The sequence below is a fragment of the Phaeobacter sp. QD34_24 genome (assembly GCF_028890115.1).
GTDB lineage: Bacteria > Pseudomonadota > Alphaproteobacteria > Rhodobacterales > Rhodobacteraceae > Phycobacter.
Map to the genome: position 1 here is coordinate 114,574 of NZ_JARCJD010000001.1, position 18,758 is coordinate 133,331.

Here is an 18,758-nt window from a genome sequence, read left to right on the forward strand (position 1 = left end):
TTTGCGGCTCTTTTCGCGACCAAACGCCCTGCCGTGCCTCTTGGCAACGCTTTGCCCTTCCCCCGCGCCTCCGCTTGGCCTAAAAGGCGCGCAATCGCAGCCACTGGGGATAGACACGGATGCAGGAACCAGCCATCACGCCGGAACTGATTGAGAGCCACGGACTGAAACCCGAGGAATACGATCTGATCCTCGAGATCATTGGCCGCGAGCCGACATTTACCGAGCTCGGCATCTTTTCCGCCATGTGGAACGAGCATTGCTCGTATAAATCCTCCAAGAAATGGCTGCGCACCCTGCCGACCTCTGGCCCGCAGGTGATCTGTGGCCCCGGTGAGAACGCGGGCATTGTCGATATCGGCGATGGCGATGCGGTGGTCTTCAAGATGGAAAGCCACAATCACCCCTCCTACATCGAACCCTACCAAGGCGCGGCAACCGGTGTCGGCGGCATCCTGCGCGATGTCTTCACCATGGGGGCCCGGCCGATTGCCTCGATGAACTCGCTCTCTTTCGGTGAACCCTCCCACCCCAAGACCCGCCAGCTGGTCAATGGTGTGGTCGAAGGCATCGGCGGCTATGGCAACTGTTTCGGGGTGCCTTGCGCGGGCGGCGAAGTTCGCTTTCACCCGGCCTATAACGGCAACTGCCTGGTGAATGCCTTTGCTGCGGGCCTGGTGAAGACCGACAGCATCTTCTATTCGGCCGCCTCGGGCGTTGGCATGCCGGTGGTTTACCTTGGCGCCAAGACCGGCCGCGATGGCGTCGGCGGGGCGACCATGGCCTCGGCGGAATTTGACGACACCATCGAGGAAAAGCGCCCCACCGTTCAGGTTGGCGACCCCTTCACCGAGAAACGCCTGATGGAGGCGACGCTGGAGCTGATGCAGACCGGCGCGGTGATTTCGATCCAGGACATGGGCGCCGCGGGCCTGACCTGTTCGGCCGTGGAAATGGGCGACAAGGGCGAGCTGGGCATCAAGCTGAACCTGGAATGCGTTCCCCAGCGCGAAGTGGGCATGACCGCCTATGAAATGATGCTGTCGGAATCCCAGGAGCGGATGCTGATGGTGCTGAAGCCCGAAAAAGAGGCCGAGGCCAAGGCCGTCTTCGAGAAATGGGACCTGGATTTCGCCATCGTCGGTGAAACCATCGCCGAAGACCGCTTCCTGATCATGCACAACAATGAGGTGAAAGCGGATCTGCCGCTGTCGAAACTCTCCTCCTCGGCGCCCGAATACGACCGCCCCTGGGTGCCAACCCCGGCGGCAGAGGCGCTCAGCGACGAGGATGTGCCGACCATCGATCCCATCGACGGGCTGAAGGCGCTGATTTCCTCGCCCAACTACGCGGGCAAACAGTGGGTCTACGAACAATACGACACCACCGTGATGGGCGACACCGCCCGCCGCCCCGGTGCGGGATCGGGCATCGTGCGTGTGCATGGCACCGGCAAGCGGCTGGCGTTCACCTCGGACGTGACCCCGCGCTACGTGAAGGCGAACCCGGTTGAGGGTGGCAAACAGGCGGTGGCCGAAGCCTATCGCAACCTCTGTGCTGTGGGCGCCCTGCCGCTTGCGACCACCGACAACCTCAACTTCGGCAACCCCGAAAAGCCCGAGATCATGGGCCAGTTCGTTGGCGCCATCAAGGGCATCGGCGAGGCGGTTGCAGCGCTCGACATGCCGATCGTCTCTGGCAACGTCTCGCTCTATAATGAAACCGACGGTCAGGGCATCCTGCCCACCCCCACCATCGGTGCCGTGGGCCTGATCGCCGAGGGCGAAGAGGCCATCATCGGAGAGGCGCGCGAAGGGCACATCGCCCTGCTGATCGGGGAAACCACCGGCCACCTGGGTCAATCGGCCCTTCTGGCCGAGGTCTTCAACCGTGAAGAGGGCGATGCCCCGGCGGTTGATCTGGACACCGAGAAACGCAATGGCGAATTCATTCGTGCCAACCGCGAGCTGATCAAGGCCTGCACCGATATCGGCGATGGCGGCCTGGCGCTGGCTGCCTTTGAACTGGCCGAAGCGGCAGGCGTCGGCGTTCAGATCGACGCGGGCGACACGCCCAGCCTCTTTGGCGAGGATCAGGCGCGCTATCTGGTCGCCTGCAACTTCGACCAGGCCGAGGCGCTGATGCTGGCCGCTGGTCAGGCCGGTGTTGCCGTCACGACTGTTGGCAAGTTTACCGGCGAGACCGTGAAACTCGGCGGCAGCGAAGCACCACTGGACGAGCTGTCGCAGATCTTCCGCAGCAGCTTTGCTGCGGCTGTCGCCTGATTAAAACCGAACAGGGGCGCTCTCCCGCGCCCGCAGGTGCCTTGCCCATGGCAAGATCCCCTTAGCGGCCTTGGGCCCGGCAGCGCGCGACGCGCGCTGCCGGGCCCAACTCGCAAGCGCGGGTGGTCAATCCGGGCTTGCGGGGCGGGAGCATCTCCCGGCTTGAACTGCCCCCCCGACAGCCTTACATTTTCAGCGAACAGAGACACGAGGACCCAACGCAATGCCCATGCAGGCCCATGAAATCGAAGAACTTCTGCGCGCATCCTTTCCTGACGCACAGATCCAGGTCGGCGGCAACGACGGCGTGCACATGTCCGCGATGGTCATCGACGAAAGCTTTCGCGGTAAGAACCGCGTGCAGCAGCAGCGAGCCGTCTATGCGGCCTTGAAGGGCAAGATGGACGGTTCCAATGGTGAGCTGCATGCCCTGGCCCTGACCACCAAGGCGCCGGAATGACAACGCAACTCTGGATGCTCATGGGCGGCGCTGCTCGTTTTGGTTTTAGTCGTCCAGAGTTTTGCAAAACGCGGTAAACGGCGCCCCCTGTCCCATGCGCAACCAAAATCAGGCCAACACGAGCGAGTTCCTGAACTCGGAATGGAGGCCACCGATTTTGATCTTGTGGAACGCGTAAAGCGAGAAGACCAAAGGCTGAAAGAAGCCAATTCGGAAATCAATCGGCGCTTCCTGCACCGAAACTAGACACGCCAGACATTCAAGGAAGATCCCAATGAGTGACGCAAAGACCCGTATCGACGAAACCGTCAAAAGCAACGATGTGGTGCTCTACATGAAAGGCACCAAGGAAATGCCGCAGTGTGGCTTTTCCTCCCGCGTGGCAGGCGTTTTGAACTACATCGGCGTGGATTACACCGATGTAAACGTTCTCGCCGACGAGGAAATCCGCCAGGGCATCAAGGAGTATTCCGACTGGCCTACCATTCCGCAGCTCTATGTCAAAGGTGAGTTCGTGGGCGGCTGTGACATCATCACCGAGATGACCCTGTCGGGTGAACTCGATGGCATGTTCGAGCAAAACGGCGTTAGCTTCGACAAGGCCGCCGCAGACAAGATCCGCGAAGCCAACGGCTGAGGCTGGCGCACGCAATACGACATGAAGAAGGCCTGTCCGCAGATCGCGCGACAGGCCTTTTTCTATCAGGCAATATATGCCCGCATGCAGACTCTGTTCATAGAGATCGACTACTGCGCGGCGGCGGCCTTTTCCTCGATCTGCTGGGCCAGCGCCTCGGCGCGGGCGGCAACCTCTGCCAGGCCTTCCTCCACCTGCGGCGGCACCACGGGCACCTCAACACGTTCGGGTTCGGGCGGCGGCGCATTGCGCAGTTCTTCCAATTCAGCGGTACGTTGGGCCAGTTCAGCGTCGCGTTCAGCCAGGACCGCTTCGACCTCTTTGATGCGGTCCTCGACGGCGGCGGTCTTATCCGCCAGCATCAAGCCCGCCATCAGAAGCATCCGGGCTTCGGGCATGCGCCCGATCTGATCCGAGAGCACCTGCGCCTCGTCATCCAGCATCTTTGCCGCCGAGTGCAGGTAGCTTTCCTCACCCTCCTGGCAGGAGACCTCGAATCCACGGCCGCCAATATGAATGGTCACTTCGGGCATCAGACTTCCTCTCCTTCGGGCAGGTTGGGCGCACCGGCAAGCAAAGGCTCAAGCCGCGCCAGCACCGCATTGACCTGCGCCTTGTCACTGGCTTGAGCGGCCCGCAGACCGTCGATTTCAGCCGCCATGGCCGCGTTGATCAGCCCCGGATCGCCCAGTCCCTCGGCATTGGCTTCGCGCAGGGCCGCGTTTGAGGTGCGCAATTGTTCATTGGCGAGGCGCAGCTGCTGCAATTCGGTGTCGAGCCGCACCAGCATCTGATCGGCACCTTCGGCGTCGACCGGACTGTCCATCGGCGCCGCAGCGGGCGCCTCCCCACCTTCCAGACGCGCGGTCAGCGCCGCATTTGCGGCCTGCAACTCTTCTATCTGATCTTCCAGCGCTTCCTTGTCGGTCGCGGCGGAATTGGCTGTGGCCTCCAACTGCGACTTCAGCCGGGACACCTCCTGTTTCAGGGCTGCTGCTTCGGGGGAGTTGCCCGCCTCATTGCGCAGAAGCTCCAGCTCGGCCTTCAGGGCGGCGATATCCTCGTCGCCCGTACCGCCGGGCGCCTGCTGCTCCAGCTCCTTCTGGCGGGCGCGCAGAACCTTGACCCGTTCGGTCAACTGGGCGTTGGCGATACGCTCCTCGTCCAAAGCCTCTTCCAGAGCGCTGGTATCAGCCGCCGCAACCGCCCGTGACTCGGCCGAGGACCTAGCCTCTTCAAGCGCTCCGACACCGGCGCCAATCCGCTCCATCGCGGCCAGGATACGCCCCTGCAAATCTTCGATCTGGTTCATGCCTGTTCCTCACCCGTCCACATCGCTGGCGCGCCCGCACGCATTTTCCAATTGCGCCGTTTCGACTGAGCCCCTGCCACCGTCCCAGGCAGGCTGCCCCCGGTTGGACTGCCCCAGCAAAACTGTCTCAGTTGCCCCGTCCCAGTCAAAACGCACCCGTTTCAAATGCGCCAGCGTTCACGGCTTCGCTGCATCTCACTGCGAATCACACCAAAGACGCGAAACCATACTCACCTTAGCCAATGCAGGAGTAAAACACCCCCTGTTTGCTTTCAAGCACTTGCAGGCGAACCTTCGCGTTCTGTTCACAGAAAGCCCTGCGAATGCTTGATCTTTGCCGCATCACTGGTATTCAGCGCGCAATCTGCCTGCCAACCTAAAGGAACAGTCCAGTGGATCTGACAGCCCTGCGCAACGCGAATCCCGATCATTGGAACAAGGCTGCGGCCATCCGTGCCCTGACCCTCGATGCCGTTACTGCCGCCAACTCCGGCCATTCCGGCATGCCGATCGGCATGGCCGATGTGGCCACCGTCCTGTTTGAAAAACATCTCAAATTCGACGTATCCGCACCCAAATGGGCCGACCGGGACCGGTTCATCCTGTCTGCGGGCCATGGCTCGATGCTGATCTATTCGCTTCTCTATCTCATGGGGGACGCACAGGTCACGCTGGAGCAGATCAAGAACTTCCGCCAGATGGGCGCCTTGACGGCGGGCCACCCGGAAAACTTCCTGATCGACGCGGTGGAAACCACGACCGGCCCGTTGGGTCAGGGGATTGCCAATGCCGTGGGCTTTGCCATGGCCGAGGAAATGCAGCGCGCCCAGTACGGCAAGAAGATCGTTGACCATTACACCTATGTGATCGCCGGCGACGGCTGCCTGATGGAGGGCATCAGCCAGGAGGCCATCGGCATCGCCGGACGCCAGCAGCTGGGCAAGCTGATCGTCCTTTGGGACAACAACAACATCACCATCGACGGCACCGTCGAGCTGTCGGACCGCACCAACCAGGTGCAGCGCTTCAAGGCGTCGGGCTGGCAGGTGTTGGAAATCGACGGTCACGATCCCGAGGCCATCGATGCGGCCATCACCGCCGCCAAGAAGACCAAGAAACCGTCGATGATTGCCTGCAAGACCCATATCGCCCTGGGCCACGCGGCGCAGGACACCTCCAAGGGGCACGGCGCACTGACCGACAAGCAGCAGCTGAAGGCCGCCAAGGAAGCCTATGGCGCGCCGCTGGGTGACTTCGAAGTGCCCGCTGATATCAAGGCACAATGGGAAGCCATCGGCGCTCGTGGCGCAGCCGACCGCGCCGCCTGGGAGGCCCGCTTTGCCGAGATCTCCAAGCAGAAACAGGATCGGTTCAACCGTGCCTATGCGCTGGAGGCCCCCAAGAAGCTGTCTGCCGCCATCAAGGCGCTGAAAAAGCAGGTCAGCGAAGAGCAGCCGAAGGTTGCCACCCGCAAGGCCAGCGAAATGGCCCTGGCGGTGATCAACCCGCTGATGCCGGAAACCGTGGGTGGCTCGGCCGACCTGACCGGGTCCAACAACACCAAGACCGGCGATCTGGGCGTCTTTGACACCGACAACCGCAAGGGTCGCTATGTCTACTGGGGCATTCGTGAGCACGGCATGGCCGCGGCAATGAACGGCATGGCCCTGCACGGCGGTATGCGCCCCTATGGCGGCACCTTCTTCTGCTTCACCGATTATGCGCGCCCCTCGATGCGCCTGGCGGCGCTGATGAAGATCCCGACCGTCTTTGTGATGACCCACGATTCGATCGGCGTCGGTGAAGATGGTCCCACCCACCAGCCGGTGGAGCACTTGGCGATCTGCCGCGCGACCCCGAACACCTATGTGTTCCGCCCCGCCGACACGGTTGAGGCGGCAGAGGCCTGGGAAATCGCCGTCACCGCCAAGGAAACCCCTTCGGTGATGGTGCTGACCCGTCAGAACCTGCCCACCGTCCGGACCGAGCACAAGTTGAGCAACCTCACCGAAAAGGGCGCCTATGTCCTGGCCGAGGCGGAAGGCAAGCGCCAGGTGATCCTGATCGCCACCGGCTCGGAGGTTTCGCTGGCAATGGAGGCCAAGGCCAAGCTGGAAGCCGAAGGCATCGGCACCCGCGTCGTCTCCATGCCCTGCATGGAGCTGTTCGCACAGCAGGACGAAGCCTACCGCCGCAAGGTCCTGCCCGCAGGCCCGGTCCGCGTCGGGATCGAGGCTGCCGTGCGTGCCGGAGGCTGGGACCGTTGGCTGCTGGGTGAACGTGGTCAGGAGAAGAAAGCCGCCTTCGTCGGCATGGACCGTTTTGGGGCGTCGGCTCCGGCGGGTGAATTGTTCGAAAAATTCGGCATCACCGCAGAGGCCGCCGTTGCCAAGGCAAAAGAGATGCTTGGCTAAGCATCGGGCCGCTCGGCAGTTCAGACAGATAAGAGGCGCCCCACCCGGGCGCCCCTTTCACTTTCGGGCAAAGATCCAACCGCGCCCGGCATTTCCCTGATATTACGGATAAATACACCGCACGATGGCGCGCAGATCCATGGCGCCAATGCGCGTGCATTCGATAATCTAGGTGGGAGTTGAGGCTGGTACCCAAGGCCGGACTCGAACCGGCACGCCCGCAAAGGCGGGGGATTTTGAATCCCCTGCGTCTACCATTCCGCCACTTGGGCCTCGGAGCTGTTGTTACCCAAGGCAGCAGGATAGGTCCAGAGACAAAGATCGAAACGGCAGCAGAAATCTGCGGAATTCCATCGGCAGGCCTGCTGCGTGTTGACCTTGCCGCGGGGCCATGCAACCTCGGCCCTCAGAGCGGAAACAAGCGGGTAGAGACATGCTACGCAGCCTATATGATCGCACGATGGCACTGGCGGATCACCGCTATGCGCTGTGGTGGCTGGCGGCGGTGTCTTTCGTGGAAAGCTCGGTCTTTCCGATTCCACCGGATGTGCTGATGATCCCGATGATCCTGGCGCGCCCATCGCGCGCCTGGCTGATTGCCCTGGTTGCGCTGGTCTCTTCGGTTCTGGGGGGGCTTCTGGGCTATGCCATCGGAGCCTTCTTCTACGAAGGCATCGGTCAGCCGATCCTGCAGGCCATGGGCAAGGCGGATGCGATGGAGACCTTCAACACCCGGTTCAATGATTTTGGCTTCTGGGCCGTTCTGGCGGCGGGGATCACACCCTTCCCCTATAAGGTGATCACCATCATGTCGGGCTGGACCGGCATGCCGCTGGCTACCTTCCTGGCCACCTCCATCCTGGCGCGGGCCCTGCGTTTCTTTGCGGTCGCCGCACTGTTGCGCCTGTTCGGCGCCCCCGTGCGCAGCTTTATCGAACGGCGGTTGGGGTTTGTGTTCACCCTGTTTCTTGTGCTTCTGTTCGGCGGCTTCCTTGTTGTGAGATATCTATGACACTCAGATCCTTCCTGATCCTTCTGGCGGCTGGAGGCTCGGCAGCACTGCTGCTGGGTGCATTCGGGTTTCAATACATCGGCGACATGCCGCCCTGTAAAATGTGCTACTGGCAGCGCTATCCCCATGGGGCCGCCATTGCGATTGGTGCCCTCGCCCTGATCCTGTCCGGGGCCGCCCTGCCCTATCTTGGCGCGCTGGCCGCCCTGGCAACCTCTGCCATCGGCGGTTTTCATGCCGGGGTCGAGCAAGGCTGGTGGGAAGGGCCAAGCACCTGCACCTCCGGTCCTGTCTCCGGCCTGACGCCGGAACAGCTGATGGAGCAGATCATGGCCGCCCCCCTGGTGCGCTGCGATGAGATCCCCTGGGAGATGTTCGGCCTGTCGATGGCTGGATGGAATGCGGTAATCTCTTTTGGGTTGGCGCTGATCTGGATCGCCGCCGCCCGCCACAGCCGCTAATCCCGCCCAAGTTCAGCTGTCCTTCTTGGTGGCCAGCAGGAGGTTGGTCTCGCTATTGGCAATGCCTTCGAAGTTGCGGATCTTCGTCAAGGCCAGATCCAGCGTTTCCAGCGTTTCCGTGCCCAGTTCCACGATCAGGTCCCAGCGCCCGTTTGTGGTGTGAATGGCGCGCACCTCTGGCAGGCCCTGCAGCTGACGGATGATCCGGCTGGCGCCGCGCCCTTCGATCCCGATCATCATCAACCCCCGCACCGGGTCGCGCAACACGTCCTCTTTCAACACCACAGAGAAACCGAGGATATCACCGCGCGATTGCAGCCGCTCGATCCGGGCGCGCACCGTGGTTCGCGACAGGTTCAACTGCAACGCCAGATCAGACAGGGACGCCCGCGCATTGTGGCGCAGCGCAGAGATCAGGCGCTCATCCGTTTTGTCCACTTGGACCTCCGAAACAATCATTCGGCGATCAATATGACCAATTATTGGACTTACATCCACCCCAAAACGGATATTTTCTGGCCCCCATGACAATTTTCAGCGGGAGCCAGACTTCGTGTCCATTCAAAACTGTATTCTGATCGGAGCGCCCGTCGACAGCGGCAAGCGCCGCGCCGGCTGCCTGATGGGACCCGATGCCTTTCGCACTGCGGGCCTGCCCGGGGCGCTATCGGAGCTTGGCCACAGTGTCACCGACCTGGGCAACCTGGCGCCCGACCCTCATACCCCGGATGACGACACGGCGCGGCTTTACGGTCTCAATCGCACGATTGCATGGACCACTGCCCTGGCACGCGCCGCAGAAGAGAGCCTGCCCAATGGCCTGCCCATTTTCCTTGGCGGCGATCATGCGCTGTCGCTTGGCTCCGTTCTGGGGGCGGCCAACCACGCCGCCCGCGCCGGGCGCCCACTGTTCGTGCTCTGGCTCGATGCCCATACGGATTTCCACACGCCGCAGACCACCGGCAGCGGCAATCTGCATGGCACGCCGGTCGGATATGTCACCGGGCAAGGTGGTTTTGATGGCTTCCCGCCGGTAGAGCACCCGGTCCCGGAGGAGAATGTCTGCATGATCGGTCTCCGCTCGGTCGACCCGGCCGAGCGACAGGCGTTGGAAAGCAGCCGGATCCGCCGCCATGACATGCGCGATATCGATGAAAACGGCATCAAGGGGCCTTTGACCGCATTCCTTGATCAGGTGGCCGCCCAAAACGGTATGCTGCATGTGTCGCTGGATGTGGACTTCCTTGATCCTTCCATCGCGCCCGCCGTTGGCACCACGGTTCCCGGTGGCGCGACAGTGCGCGAAGCACATCTGGTCTGCGAAATGCTGCATGATTCCGGCCTGATGACCTCCCTCGATCTTGTCGAACTCAACCCCTTCCTTGATGAACGCGGGCGTACCGCGCATCTGATGGTCGATCTCTGTGCCTCGGCGCTCGGCCGCCGCGTTTTCGACCGCCCCACACGGAGCTACCAATGACCCAGCCTTCCCACAAAGCCCTGGTGCCTTTTGTCAGCGTCGACAACATGATGCGCCTTGTTCATCACGTCGGGATCGAGCAGATGCTGCGCGATCTGGCCACTTACGTGGAAGAGGATTTCCGCCGCTGGGAACTGTTCGACAAGACCCCGCGCGTGGCCAGCCATTCAGACGTCGGCGTGATCGAGTTAATGCCCACCTCGGATGGGGAGGCCTACGGGTTCAAATACGTCAACGGCCATCCCAAGAACACTGCCGAGGGACTTCAGACGGTGACCGCATTCGGCCTCTTGGCGGATGTCTACACCGGCTATCCGGTGCTGCTGACCGAAATGACCCTGCTGACCGCCCTGCGCACGGCGGCAACCTCAGCCATGGCCGCCAAGTATCTGGCGCCGAGGGGCGCTGATACCATGGCGATGATCGGCAACGGCGCCCAGTCGGAGTTTCAAAGCCTTGCGATGAAGGCGATCTGCGGGCTGAAGTCTGTCCGTCTGTACGATCAGGATCCCAAGGCCACCGAGAAATGCGCCCGCAATCTGGCGGGTTCCGGCCTGGAGGTAGTTCTCTGCGCCAGTGCCGAAGAGGCCATTGAAGGCGCCCAGATCCTGACCACCTGCACCGCCGACAAGCAGAATGCCACGATCCTGAGTGACAACATGGTTGGCCCCGGTGTGCACATCAACGCCATCGGCGGCGATTGCCCCGGCAAGACGGAACTGGCGCCGGGCATCCTCAACCGATCCGAGGTTTTTGTGGAATTTCCGCCGCAAACCCGGATCGAAGGCGAGATCCAGCAGATGCCCGATGATTTCCCGGTCACCGAACTCTGGCAAGTGATTACCGGGCAAAAACCCGGGCGGCGCGATGCGCGGCAGATCACCCTGTTCGACAGTGTCGGCTTTGCCATCGAGGATTTCAGCGCGTTGCGCTACATCCGTGACCGGATCAAGGACAGTGCCTTTTACATCGAGCTGGACATGCTGGCCGACCCGGATGATCCGAGGGACCTGTTCGGGATGCTGCAACGCTCAGGCGCGGCCCAGCCCGCCTGAGGATCAGGCCTCCAGCTCGCTGCCCCAGTAAAGGAAATCCATCCAACTGTCATGCAGATGGTTGGGTGGAAACTTGCGACCGATATTGCGCAGCTCCTCGGCGCCGGGGCGTTTCGGAGCTTTGCGCAGATGCATGCCCGCCCGGTGCAAGGACTTGGAGCCTTTGCGCAGATTGCACTTGGAACAGGCCGCCACAACATTTTCCCAGCTGGTCACGCCCCCGGCGGCGCGCGGAACCACGTGGTCAAAGGTCAGATCCCCCCGTGCGCCACAGTATTGGCAGCAGAATTCGTCCCTCAGAAACAAATTAAAGCGCGTGAAGGCCACGCGCTTTTGAGGTTTCACATAGTCTTTCAGGACAACGACCGAAGGTATTCGGATTTCGGTGCTGGGGCTGTGCACGACGGTGTCATACTCCGCCACGATCGCCACCCGATCCAGCCAGGCTGCCTTGACCGCGTCCTGCCAGGGCCAAAGCGATAGGGGATAGTAGGACAAGGGCCGGTAATCCGCATTGAGCACCAGTGCCGGATGATGCTTCAAGGCACCCGGATCGCGTACAAACTCGTTTCTGAAATCGCCGTCCATTCTAAACGTCTTCCTCGCCCTGTCTGCCGGTTTCCTGGCACCAGAGCGGGGAACCCGCCCCAGTCTATGAATGACTATATATCGCGTTGGAAAGCTGGCAAGCCCTTTGCGCGCCACAACATCTCGGGGCTGTGGATAAAGCGATTCCATGACACTGCGGTAACGGATCTGCCCAAGATCCTTGCACCCCGCGCAAGCCGGGCCTATTGCGGGCCACATGACCCGGCTCATTCGTTTCAACAAACCCTATGACGTGCTGCCGCAATTCACCGACCGCAGCACCGAAGGCGCCCCGCGCAAGACGCTCAGCGATTTCATCGACTGCCCCGGCGTCTATCCTGCCGGTCGGCTGGACCGCGACAGCGAGGGATTGATGCTGTTGACGGACAACGGCCGCCTGCAGGCCTGGATCAGCGATCCGCGCAACAAGATGGCAAAAACCTATTGGGTTCAGGTGGAAGGCACCCCGGATGACGCCGCGCTGGAGGCCCTGCGCAAGGGGATCGAGCTGAAAGACGGTATGACACGGCCCGCCAAGGCGCGCCTGATTTCAGAGCCGTCCGGCCTTTGGGCGCGCACACCGCCGATCCGGGTGCGCAAATCAGTGCCCGACAGCTGGCTGGAACTGACGATCACCGAAGGGCGCAACCGCCAGGTGCGCCGGATGACCGCCGCGGTCGGCCACCCCACCCTGCGACTGATCCGCTCTGCCATCGGCGCCTGGAGCCTGGATGGGCTGGCACAGGGCGCATGGGCGGATCTTGACCCACCCAAGGTGCCCGGACGGCCAAAACCCGCGCATGTGCCAAACCGCAAGGCACAGGCCAGGCGGGCCGAGGCAAAGGCAATTGAGGCAGGACAAAACAGAAAGGGCGGCAAGAGCCGAAAGCCCCGCCGCCCGTCCTGAACTCCGCACAATAGCCGATCAGAGGCTCAGCTTGTCCCGCATGAAGGCCAGCGCCACGCTCAACCCATCCGGAGCAATGCCATGGCCGGTGCCCTTTTGAATATGGGCAAAGACATCCTGGAAACCGGCCTCCTGCAGCGCCTCGGCGGCCTCGGGCAGAGATTGCACCGGCACCACGTCATCGGCATCGCCATGCACCAGAAGCACCGGCATGCGGCTGACGACCTCGTCCTTGAAAGTATCCGGCCCCAAGAGACGGCCCGAAAAGGCGACGATCCCGGCAATCGGGTCTTCGCGGCGCGGCGCCACATGCAGGCTCATCATGGTGCCTTGCGAGAACCCAAACAGCACCACCTGTTCGGGCAGCACATCCTCATCCACCATCAGCGCGTCAAGGAAGGCATTGAGATCTTCCACCGCCGCCTGCATGCCGCGCATGCTTTCCTCCTCAGAAGAGCCATCGATCCAGGGGATCGGGAACCACTGATAGCCAAAGGGCGCCCCGGCGCAGTTCTCGGGCGCATCGGGCGCCACGAACAATGTGTCGGGCAGATGTTCACCCAAGGGGTCTGCCAACCCCAGAAGATCGGCACCATTGGCGCCATAGCCATGCAGAAACACCACAACCGAGCGGGTTGAGCCGGAAAGCGGCTCTTTGCGGCCTGCAGTCAAAACACGTGTCATCGGATCCCTTCCCTGTCCTTTGCCACATGGTAATAGGCCCAGAGCAGCCGCGCCGCAACCGAGCGCCAGGGTGACCAGCCTTGCGCCATCTGGCGTAGGGCACGTTCCTTGGGGCGCTCGGGCAGGTCGAATAGGATCCGCGCACCCTCTTGCAGGGCCAGATCGCCGGGCGCAAAGACGTCCGCTCGCCCCAGCGAGAACATCGCGTAGATCTCGGCCGTCCAGACGCCGATACCGGAGACCTGGGTCAGAATGCTGACGACCTCTGCATCAGGTTTCCCCCGCAAATCATTGAAATCTATATCCGCCTCGGAGAGTGCGCGAGCATAGCGGATCTTTTGTCGGCTCAGACCCGCTGCGCGCAATTCATCATCAGAGACGCGCATGATCATCTCGGGCGCGGTCAATTGCGCATCTTCCATCCGCGCCCATATGGCCCGCGCCGACGCCACGCTCACCTGCTGGCTGACAATGGCGCTCAGAAGTTCGGCAAAGCCATCCGGCTTGCGCCTGAGCGGCAGTGGTCCGGTCTGCTCAAGCGCCTGGGCAAAGCGCGGATCGTGATCCGACAGCCAAGCGGCCCCCTCAGCGACGCAGGCATCGCTGTGGATGATGCGGCCAATGCCGGAGTTTAGATCCCCTTGTGACGACACGTCGCCTGTTCCTTCACCTGTTATCTAATGCACATAGACCTGTGCGTTGTGCATCAGCAGCGCAAGGCGGCTTGTTCCGGCACACATTCAAGGTTACGCATCCCACATGACGCATAGCATGACCACCCCCGACGACAGAGTCGCCAAGAAGAACGTTGCCATCCTGGTGATGGCGCAGGCCTTCCTCGGCGCACAGATGCCGATGATCTTCACCATTGGCGGGCTGGCGGGACAGTCTCTCGCCTCCAACCCCTGTTTTGCGACGCTGCCGATCTCCCTGATCGTTGCCGGCTCGATGATGGCGGCGACGCCGATTTCTGCCATCATGCAGCGTTGGGGCCGTCGCGCCGGGTTCTTTACCGGGGCGATGTTTGGCGCGCTGGGCGGTGTGGTCGGGGCCTATGGGCTCTATCTGGGGTCCTTCCCGATCTTCCTTCTGGGCAGCCTGTTGACCGGCGTCTACATGAGCGCGCATGGCTTTTACCGCTTTGCCGCCGCCGACACGGCATCAGAAGAATTCCGCCCCAAGGCGATTTCCTACGTGATGGCGGGCGGGCTGTTGTCTGCCATTATCGGCCCGCAGCTGGTCAAGGCCACCAGCCAGGCCTTTGTGGTGCCTTTCATGGGCACCTATATGGCGGTGATCGCGGTCAATATCCTTGGCGCCGGGCTGTTCCTGTTTCTCAACATCCCGAAACCGCCCGTGCCAAGCCAGGACGCCCCCAAGGGACGCAGCCGCATTGAACTGCTCAAAACGCCGGTGATCGCTGTCTCCGTGATCTGCGCCATGGTCTCTTACGCTCTGATGAACCTGGTGATGACCTCGACCCCGCTTGCGGTCGTGGGCTGCGGCTTTACCGAGGGCAACGCCGCGGATGTGGTGACAGCCCACGTGCTGGCCATGTATGTGCCCTCCTTCTTTACCGGCCATCTGATCGCGCGGTTCGGCGTGCATAAAATCGTCGCGGCGGGCCTGTTCATCCTTGCCGGTGCCGGAGCCGTTGCCCTGAACGGCGTCGATCTCGAAAACTTCTTTGTCGCGCTGGTTCTCCTGGGGATTGGCTGGAACTTCGGCTTTATCGGCGCCACCACCATGCTGGCCGGCGCCCATGAGCCGCATGAGCGCGGCCGGATGCAGGGGCTCAACGATCTCTTGGTCTTTGGCGGTGTCACCATGGCCTCTCTTGCATCGGGTGGGTTGATGAACTGCTCGGGCGGCAATCCGGTGGACGGCTGGAGTGCCGTCAACATGGCCATGGCCCCCTTCCTGGTTCTGGCCGGTGGTGCGCTTCTGTGGCTGATCCTGCGCCCCAAGCAGATCTAAATCGCCGCGCAAGCATTTGGCAAAAATAGAAAAGCCGCCTCTCGAGGGCGGCTTTTTGCACGTCCTAAAAGGGGCTACCAACGCCCCAATGCGGTTCGCCCCATCAGCCCAACGCGGCGGCGGAATTCACTGGTTCCAAGCCGACCCGCCGCCACCCGTTCCGGTTCCCTGATTGCCTGCTTCAGGATCTCCCGCGCCTGCCATCCCGCCAGGAGGGCGACACCTGCCTCCTTCGACACAGAGGCCCGCGTCCGGGTTGCATCCAGGATGTGCTGATACCCCTGTTCGGCCAGGCGCCGCACCCCTTCACTGGTACCATCCAGCAGTGGGACGCGTTTCTGTTTCTCCAGCTCGGGGATGGCGCGCAGCCAATTGGCAATCCCGACCCCGCGCCCGAAGGCACGAACCGTGGCTTCCTCGGCTTCGCCCAGCGACGCCGCCGCCATCCACATCAGGCTGCCCGAGGTCGCATCGATATAGCGCTCGAAAGCCGCTTCATCCTCGAAAGGGTCACGGTAGATATCCCAGCGCCGCGCCTCTGCCATGGCATCGATGTGCTGCGCCAAGTCAGGCCGTAGCAGGCGCGCCAGCGGTGTCGCCACATAGTGACGGCGGACCGCCCCTCCGCTTGCAAGCTCTGCTCCCACATCGCGCCACCATTGCACGCGCATCTCCGCAATCATGCTTTCCTGGCTGGCCCAGGGCGCCCGCGACAGTTCCAGGTTGAAGGCATAGAGTGCAAAAAGCAGCGGACGCGCCGCCAGCGGAGCGGCCATTGTGGCCATGAAGCGATCCGGGTCTCCCTGGTACAGCAGATCCGCGCATCCCTTCAGATCGTCGTCAAATTCCACCCAGGAACTCCTTCACGGATGCTGCGGTTTCGGGCGCATCGACGATACCGAGATGCCCGACATTCGGCACGGTGACATAGCGGCCCCGTGGGTTGACCGGTGTCATCAGGGCTTCGTATCCCTCCGCCACAAAGGCTTCGTCCTTTTCCCCTGCGATCACAAGGAAGTCCGGCGAGGACTTGATGTCCTGCAAGTAGTCGCCACGCGGCGCGTATGAGGTGTTGAGCCTGAAGGAGTAGCTGGTCGTCGCCAGATGCCCAAACGGACCGTCCAGGACCTCTTGCGGCATGTTGAACTCGATCGCGGACAGATGGTTGAACCGGGTGATCCCGACGGCATTCAGCATCGACAGGCCGACAATCCTTCGCGTTAACGGCCTCGCCCAACCACCTGAATTCTTGCGCGTTGTCGGCGCATTGTGCTTCAGAAACGGGGCTAGCAGGACCGCGCGATCGATCATCGCGCCGTGATCTCCCCCGGCAAAGCGCACCACCAACCCGCCGCCCGAGGAATGCCCAAGCAGGACAACCTTCTGGCCGGGTTCAACCCTGGCCGCAATCAGATCCGCCAGATCGTCCTCCAGCTGGCCGATATATGCGACATCACCGCGCCGCCCAGGAGCGCCCCCGTGTCCGCGCAAATCGGGTACCAGCACATGCCCCGCGATCTGCGGGGCAAGGCTGGCGTATTGCAAGCCGTTCCAGCCGGACCCATGCACCAGTACCACCAGCGGCCCCGGCCCGTTGCGATAGCTGCGGACCTGAAGATCATAGCCATCCCGCATGGCAACTGATGTGGGATCGGGCATCTGTGACCCCGAAGACTGGCCCGCAGACAGGCCCGAGAAATCCAGCCCCGCCTGCGGATCGGCGGGCCGCCCCCCTGCGGGCCGGTCGGACAGGATCAGCACAAAGGGCAGCGCCGTCATCACGCCGGCCCCGATGATGGCCATCCTGACCAGCGCAGAAGTCATGCCTCGCTCGCGCAATCGCGGATCAGTTTCCAGCGGATTGCGTCCAGCAGCGCCTCGAATGAGGCGTCGATTATGTTGGGGCTGACGCCGACCGTGGACCAGCGGCGGCCCTGGTTGTCGGCACTGTCGATCACTACGCGCGTCACCGCCTCGGTGCCGCCTTGGGTGATGCGCACCTTGAAATCCACCAGGCGCATATCGTCGATCACCTCGGAATAGCGCCCCAGATCCTTGGCCAGCGCCTTGGCCAGCGCGTTCACCGGGCCGCGATCACTGCCGGTTTCATCCATGGATTCGCTGACCGACAGGCGCTTTTCGCCGTCCACCTTCACGACCACGACCGCCTCCGAGAGGCTTATCATCTTGTTATACTTGTTCTTGCGCCGCTCGACCGTGACCTTGTAGCGTTTCACCTCGAAGAAGCTCGGGAGCTGGCCCAATTCCTCGCGCGCCAACAGCTCGAACGAGGCCTGGGCAGTGTCGTAGGAATATCCCTCATCCTCGCGCGCCTTGATCCGCTCCAGGATTCGCGCCAGCGCGGGATCTCCCTTTGCGACACTCAGCCCCGCATCGGTCAGCCGCTTGCGCAGGTTGGACTGGCCCGCCTGGTTCGACATCGGAATGATGCGCGCATTACCCACCAGTTCGGGCTGGATATGCTCATAGGTGGAGGGATCCTTCAGGATCGCGCTGGCATGCAGCCCCGCCTTATGAGCAAAGGCAGAGGCCCCCACGTAAGGCGCCTGTTTCATCGGCACCCGGTTCAGGATGTCATCCAGCATCCGGCTCAGCCGTGTAAGACCTTTCAGCGCCTTTCGCGAAACGCCCGTCTCAAAGCTGCTCGCATAGGGTTCTTTCAGCAGCAAGGACGGGATCAGCGTGGTCAGGTTTGCATTTCCGCAACGCTCCCCCAGCCCGTTGAGCGTCCCCTGAACCTGCCGCACGCCCGCATCCACCGCCGCCAGCGAACAGGCCACGGCGTTTTCGGTGTCGTTATGAGTATGGATCCCCAGACGATCACCGGGAAGCCCTGCAGCGATCACCTCGGTGACGATGCGATGCACTTCGGCCGGCATGCAGCCGCCATTGGTGTCGCAGAGCACCACCCAGCGCGCGCCAGCCTCCAGCGCCGCGCGACAGGCCGCCAAGGCATAGTCCGGGTTGTCCTTGTAGCCATCGAAGAAATGCTCGGCATCATAAAGCGCCTCACGCCCCTCGGCGACGATATGCGCGATGGAGGCGCCGATGTTGTCCAGGTTTTCCTCAAGACTGATGCCGAGGGCCGCCGTCACATGGTAATCATGCGCCTTGCCCACCAGGCAGACCGTATCGGTGCCTGCATTCATCACCGCCGCCAGCACATCGTCATTTGCGGCCGAGCGCCCTGCCCGTTTGGTCATGCCAAAGGCGGCAAGCCGCGCGCGGGTCTTGGGCGCCACCTCGAAAAAGGCGCTGTCGGTGGGATTGGCACCGGGCCAGCCGCCCTCGATATAGTCGATGCCGAGATCATCCAGCGCCTTGGCGATCTGCTGTTTCTCGGCGGTGGAGAACTGCACGCCCTGGGTCTGCTGCCCGTCCCGCAGGGTGGTGTCATAAAGGTAAAGACGTTCCTTGGTCATTCCTGCCTCATTCTGTTTGCCGGGCAGCGCCCGGCCCGGGGTG

At 62.3% G+C, this 18,758-nt stretch carries 19 protein-coding genes and 1 tRNA gene; 10 read left to right on the plus strand and 10 right to left on the minus strand.

Translation table 11 applies throughout. The features are described from left to right. The first annotated feature begins 119 nt into the window (after nucleotides 1-119). From purL to grxD, 3 genes are all read left to right on the plus strand, one after another. Entirely contained in the window at nucleotides 120-2,285 is a 2,166-nt protein-coding gene (gene purL / locus PXK07_RS00530) for a phosphoribosylformylglycinamidine synthase subunit PurL (protein WP_274846231.1), read from the plus strand. Nucleotides 2,286-2,508: 223 nt separating this feature from the next. Next, the gene (locus tag PXK07_RS00535) at nucleotides 2,509-2,745 is read left to right on the plus strand and encodes a BolA/IbaG family iron-sulfur metabolism protein (RefSeq protein WP_274846232.1); all 237 of its coding nucleotides are present in this window, start codon (nucleotides 2,509-2,511) and stop codon (nucleotides 2,743-2,745) included. A 274-nt stretch (nucleotides 2,746-3,019) separates the two neighbouring features. After that, complete coding sequence (gene grxD / locus PXK07_RS00540) at nucleotides 3,020-3,382, plus strand: Grx4 family monothiol glutaredoxin (RefSeq protein WP_274846233.1); 363 nt, start codon at nucleotides 3,020-3,022, stop codon at nucleotides 3,380-3,382. Between the two features lie 110 nt (nucleotides 3,383-3,492). Here grxD and PXK07_RS00545 read toward each other — a convergent pair whose 3' ends face one another. Continuing rightward, nucleotides 3,493-3,915 carry a cell division protein ZapA gene (locus tag PXK07_RS00545; protein WP_274846234.1) on the minus strand — a complete coding sequence of 141 codons (423 nt, stop codon included), beginning with the start codon at nucleotides 3,913-3,915 and terminating at the stop codon, nucleotides 3,493-3,495. Further along, entirely contained in the window at nucleotides 3,915-4,694 is a 780-nt protein-coding gene (locus PXK07_RS00550) for a colicin transporter (RefSeq protein WP_274846235.1), read from the minus strand. Before PXK07_RS00550 ends, PXK07_RS00545 begins: the two co-directional genes overlap by 1 nt. A gap of 392 nt (nucleotides 4,695-5,086) precedes the next feature. Here PXK07_RS00550 and tkt point away from each other — a divergent pair, with 392 nt between their 5' ends. Then, nucleotides 5,087-7,108: a transketolase gene (gene tkt, locus PXK07_RS00555; protein WP_274846236.1), complete on the plus strand. Its 2,022-nt coding sequence runs from the start codon at nucleotides 5,087-5,089 to the stop codon at nucleotides 7,106-7,108. Between the two features lie 186 nt (nucleotides 7,109-7,294). Here tkt and PXK07_RS00560 read toward each other — a convergent pair. Beyond that, nucleotides 7,295-7,380 (minus strand) — tRNA-Leu (locus PXK07_RS00560). A 161-nt stretch (nucleotides 7,381-7,541) separates the two neighbouring features. On the opposite strand from PXK07_RS00560, the gene PXK07_RS00565 reads away from it, so the two are divergent. Together PXK07_RS00565 and PXK07_RS00570 are read left to right on the plus strand one after the other, a co-directional pair. Next, nucleotides 7,542-8,120: a YqaA family protein gene (locus PXK07_RS00565; protein WP_274846237.1), complete on the plus strand. Its 579-nt coding sequence runs from the start codon at nucleotides 7,542-7,544 to the stop codon at nucleotides 8,118-8,120. Next, nucleotides 8,117-8,581: a disulfide bond formation protein B gene (locus PXK07_RS00570; RefSeq protein WP_274846238.1), complete on the plus strand. Its 465-nt coding sequence runs from the start codon at nucleotides 8,117-8,119 to the stop codon at nucleotides 8,579-8,581. Before PXK07_RS00565 ends, PXK07_RS00570 begins: the two co-directional genes overlap by 4 nt. A gap of 12 nt (nucleotides 8,582-8,593) precedes the next feature. Here the strand turns inward: PXK07_RS00570 and PXK07_RS00575 are convergent, their stop codons facing one another. Next, nucleotides 8,594-9,019, minus strand: a complete 426-nt coding sequence (locus tag PXK07_RS00575; protein ID WP_274846239.1) for an Lrp/AsnC family transcriptional regulator — start codon at nucleotides 9,017-9,019, stop codon at nucleotides 8,594-8,596. A gap of 115 nt (nucleotides 9,020-9,134) precedes the next feature. Here PXK07_RS00575 and rocF point away from each other — a divergent pair, with 115 nt between their 5' ends. Next, nucleotides 9,135-10,061 (plus strand): arginase, encoded by a 927-nt coding sequence (gene rocF, locus PXK07_RS00580; RefSeq protein ID WP_274846240.1) that lies wholly within the window; start codon nucleotides 9,135-9,137, stop codon nucleotides 10,059-10,061. Further along, the gene (locus PXK07_RS00585; RefSeq protein WP_274846241.1) at nucleotides 10,058-11,116 is read left to right on the plus strand and encodes an ornithine cyclodeaminase; all 1,059 of its coding nucleotides are present in this window, start codon (nucleotides 10,058-10,060) and stop codon (nucleotides 11,114-11,116) included. Before rocF ends, PXK07_RS00585 begins: the two co-directional genes overlap by 4 nt. A 3-nt stretch (nucleotides 11,117-11,119) precedes the next feature. Here the strand turns inward: PXK07_RS00585 and PXK07_RS00590 are convergent, their stop codons facing one another. After that, the gene (locus tag PXK07_RS00590; protein ID WP_274846242.1) at nucleotides 11,120-11,704 is read right to left on the minus strand and encodes an HNH endonuclease; all 585 of its coding nucleotides are present in this window, start codon (nucleotides 11,702-11,704) and stop codon (nucleotides 11,120-11,122) included. 217 nt (nucleotides 11,705-11,921) lie between these two features. On the opposite strand from PXK07_RS00590, the gene PXK07_RS00595 reads away from it, so the two are divergent. Further along, on the plus strand, nucleotides 11,922-12,611 hold the full coding sequence (locus PXK07_RS00595; protein ID WP_274846243.1) for an rRNA large subunit pseudouridine synthase E: 690 nt from the start codon (nucleotides 11,922-11,924) through the stop codon (nucleotides 12,609-12,611). Between the two features lie 18 nt (nucleotides 12,612-12,629). Here PXK07_RS00595 and PXK07_RS00600 read toward each other — a convergent pair whose 3' ends face one another. After that, a complete protein-coding gene (locus PXK07_RS00600; protein ID WP_274846244.1) occupies nucleotides 12,630-13,295 on the minus strand; it encodes an alpha/beta hydrolase in 666 nt (221 codons plus the stop codon). Then, nucleotides 13,292-13,948 carry a DNA-3-methyladenine glycosylase family protein gene (locus PXK07_RS00605; protein WP_274846245.1) on the minus strand — a complete coding sequence of 219 codons (657 nt, stop codon included), beginning with the start codon at nucleotides 13,946-13,948 and terminating at the stop codon, nucleotides 13,292-13,294. Before PXK07_RS00605 ends, PXK07_RS00600 begins: the two co-directional genes overlap by 4 nt. 106 nt (nucleotides 13,949-14,054) lie before the next feature. Here PXK07_RS00605 and PXK07_RS00610 point away from each other — a divergent pair, with 106 nt between their 5' ends. Next, entirely contained in the window at nucleotides 14,055-15,272 is a 1,218-nt protein-coding gene (locus tag PXK07_RS00610; RefSeq protein ID WP_274846246.1) for an MFS transporter, read from the plus strand. A 74-nt stretch (nucleotides 15,273-15,346) separates the two neighbouring features. Here the strand turns inward: PXK07_RS00610 and PXK07_RS00615 are convergent, their stop codons facing one another. From PXK07_RS00615 to cimA, 3 genes are read right to left on the minus strand one after another with little or no spacing between them, the layout of a single operon-like run. Beyond that, complete coding sequence (locus PXK07_RS00615) at nucleotides 15,347-16,123, minus strand: squalene/phytoene synthase family protein (protein ID WP_274846247.1); 777 nt, start codon at nucleotides 16,121-16,123, stop codon at nucleotides 15,347-15,349. Continuing rightward, the gene (locus tag PXK07_RS00620; protein WP_274846248.1) at nucleotides 16,113-17,096 is read right to left on the minus strand and encodes an alpha/beta hydrolase; all 984 of its coding nucleotides are present in this window, start codon (nucleotides 17,094-17,096) and stop codon (nucleotides 16,113-16,115) included. The genes PXK07_RS00615 and PXK07_RS00620 overlap by 11 nt, the downstream gene beginning before the upstream one ends. Continuing rightward, the gene (cimA, locus tag PXK07_RS00625; RefSeq protein ID WP_274846249.1) at nucleotides 17,093-18,715 is read right to left on the minus strand and encodes a citramalate synthase; all 1,623 of its coding nucleotides are present in this window, start codon (nucleotides 18,713-18,715) and stop codon (nucleotides 17,093-17,095) included. The genes PXK07_RS00620 and cimA overlap by 4 nt, the downstream gene beginning before the upstream one ends. Nucleotides 18,716-18,758 lie beyond the last annotated feature (43 nt).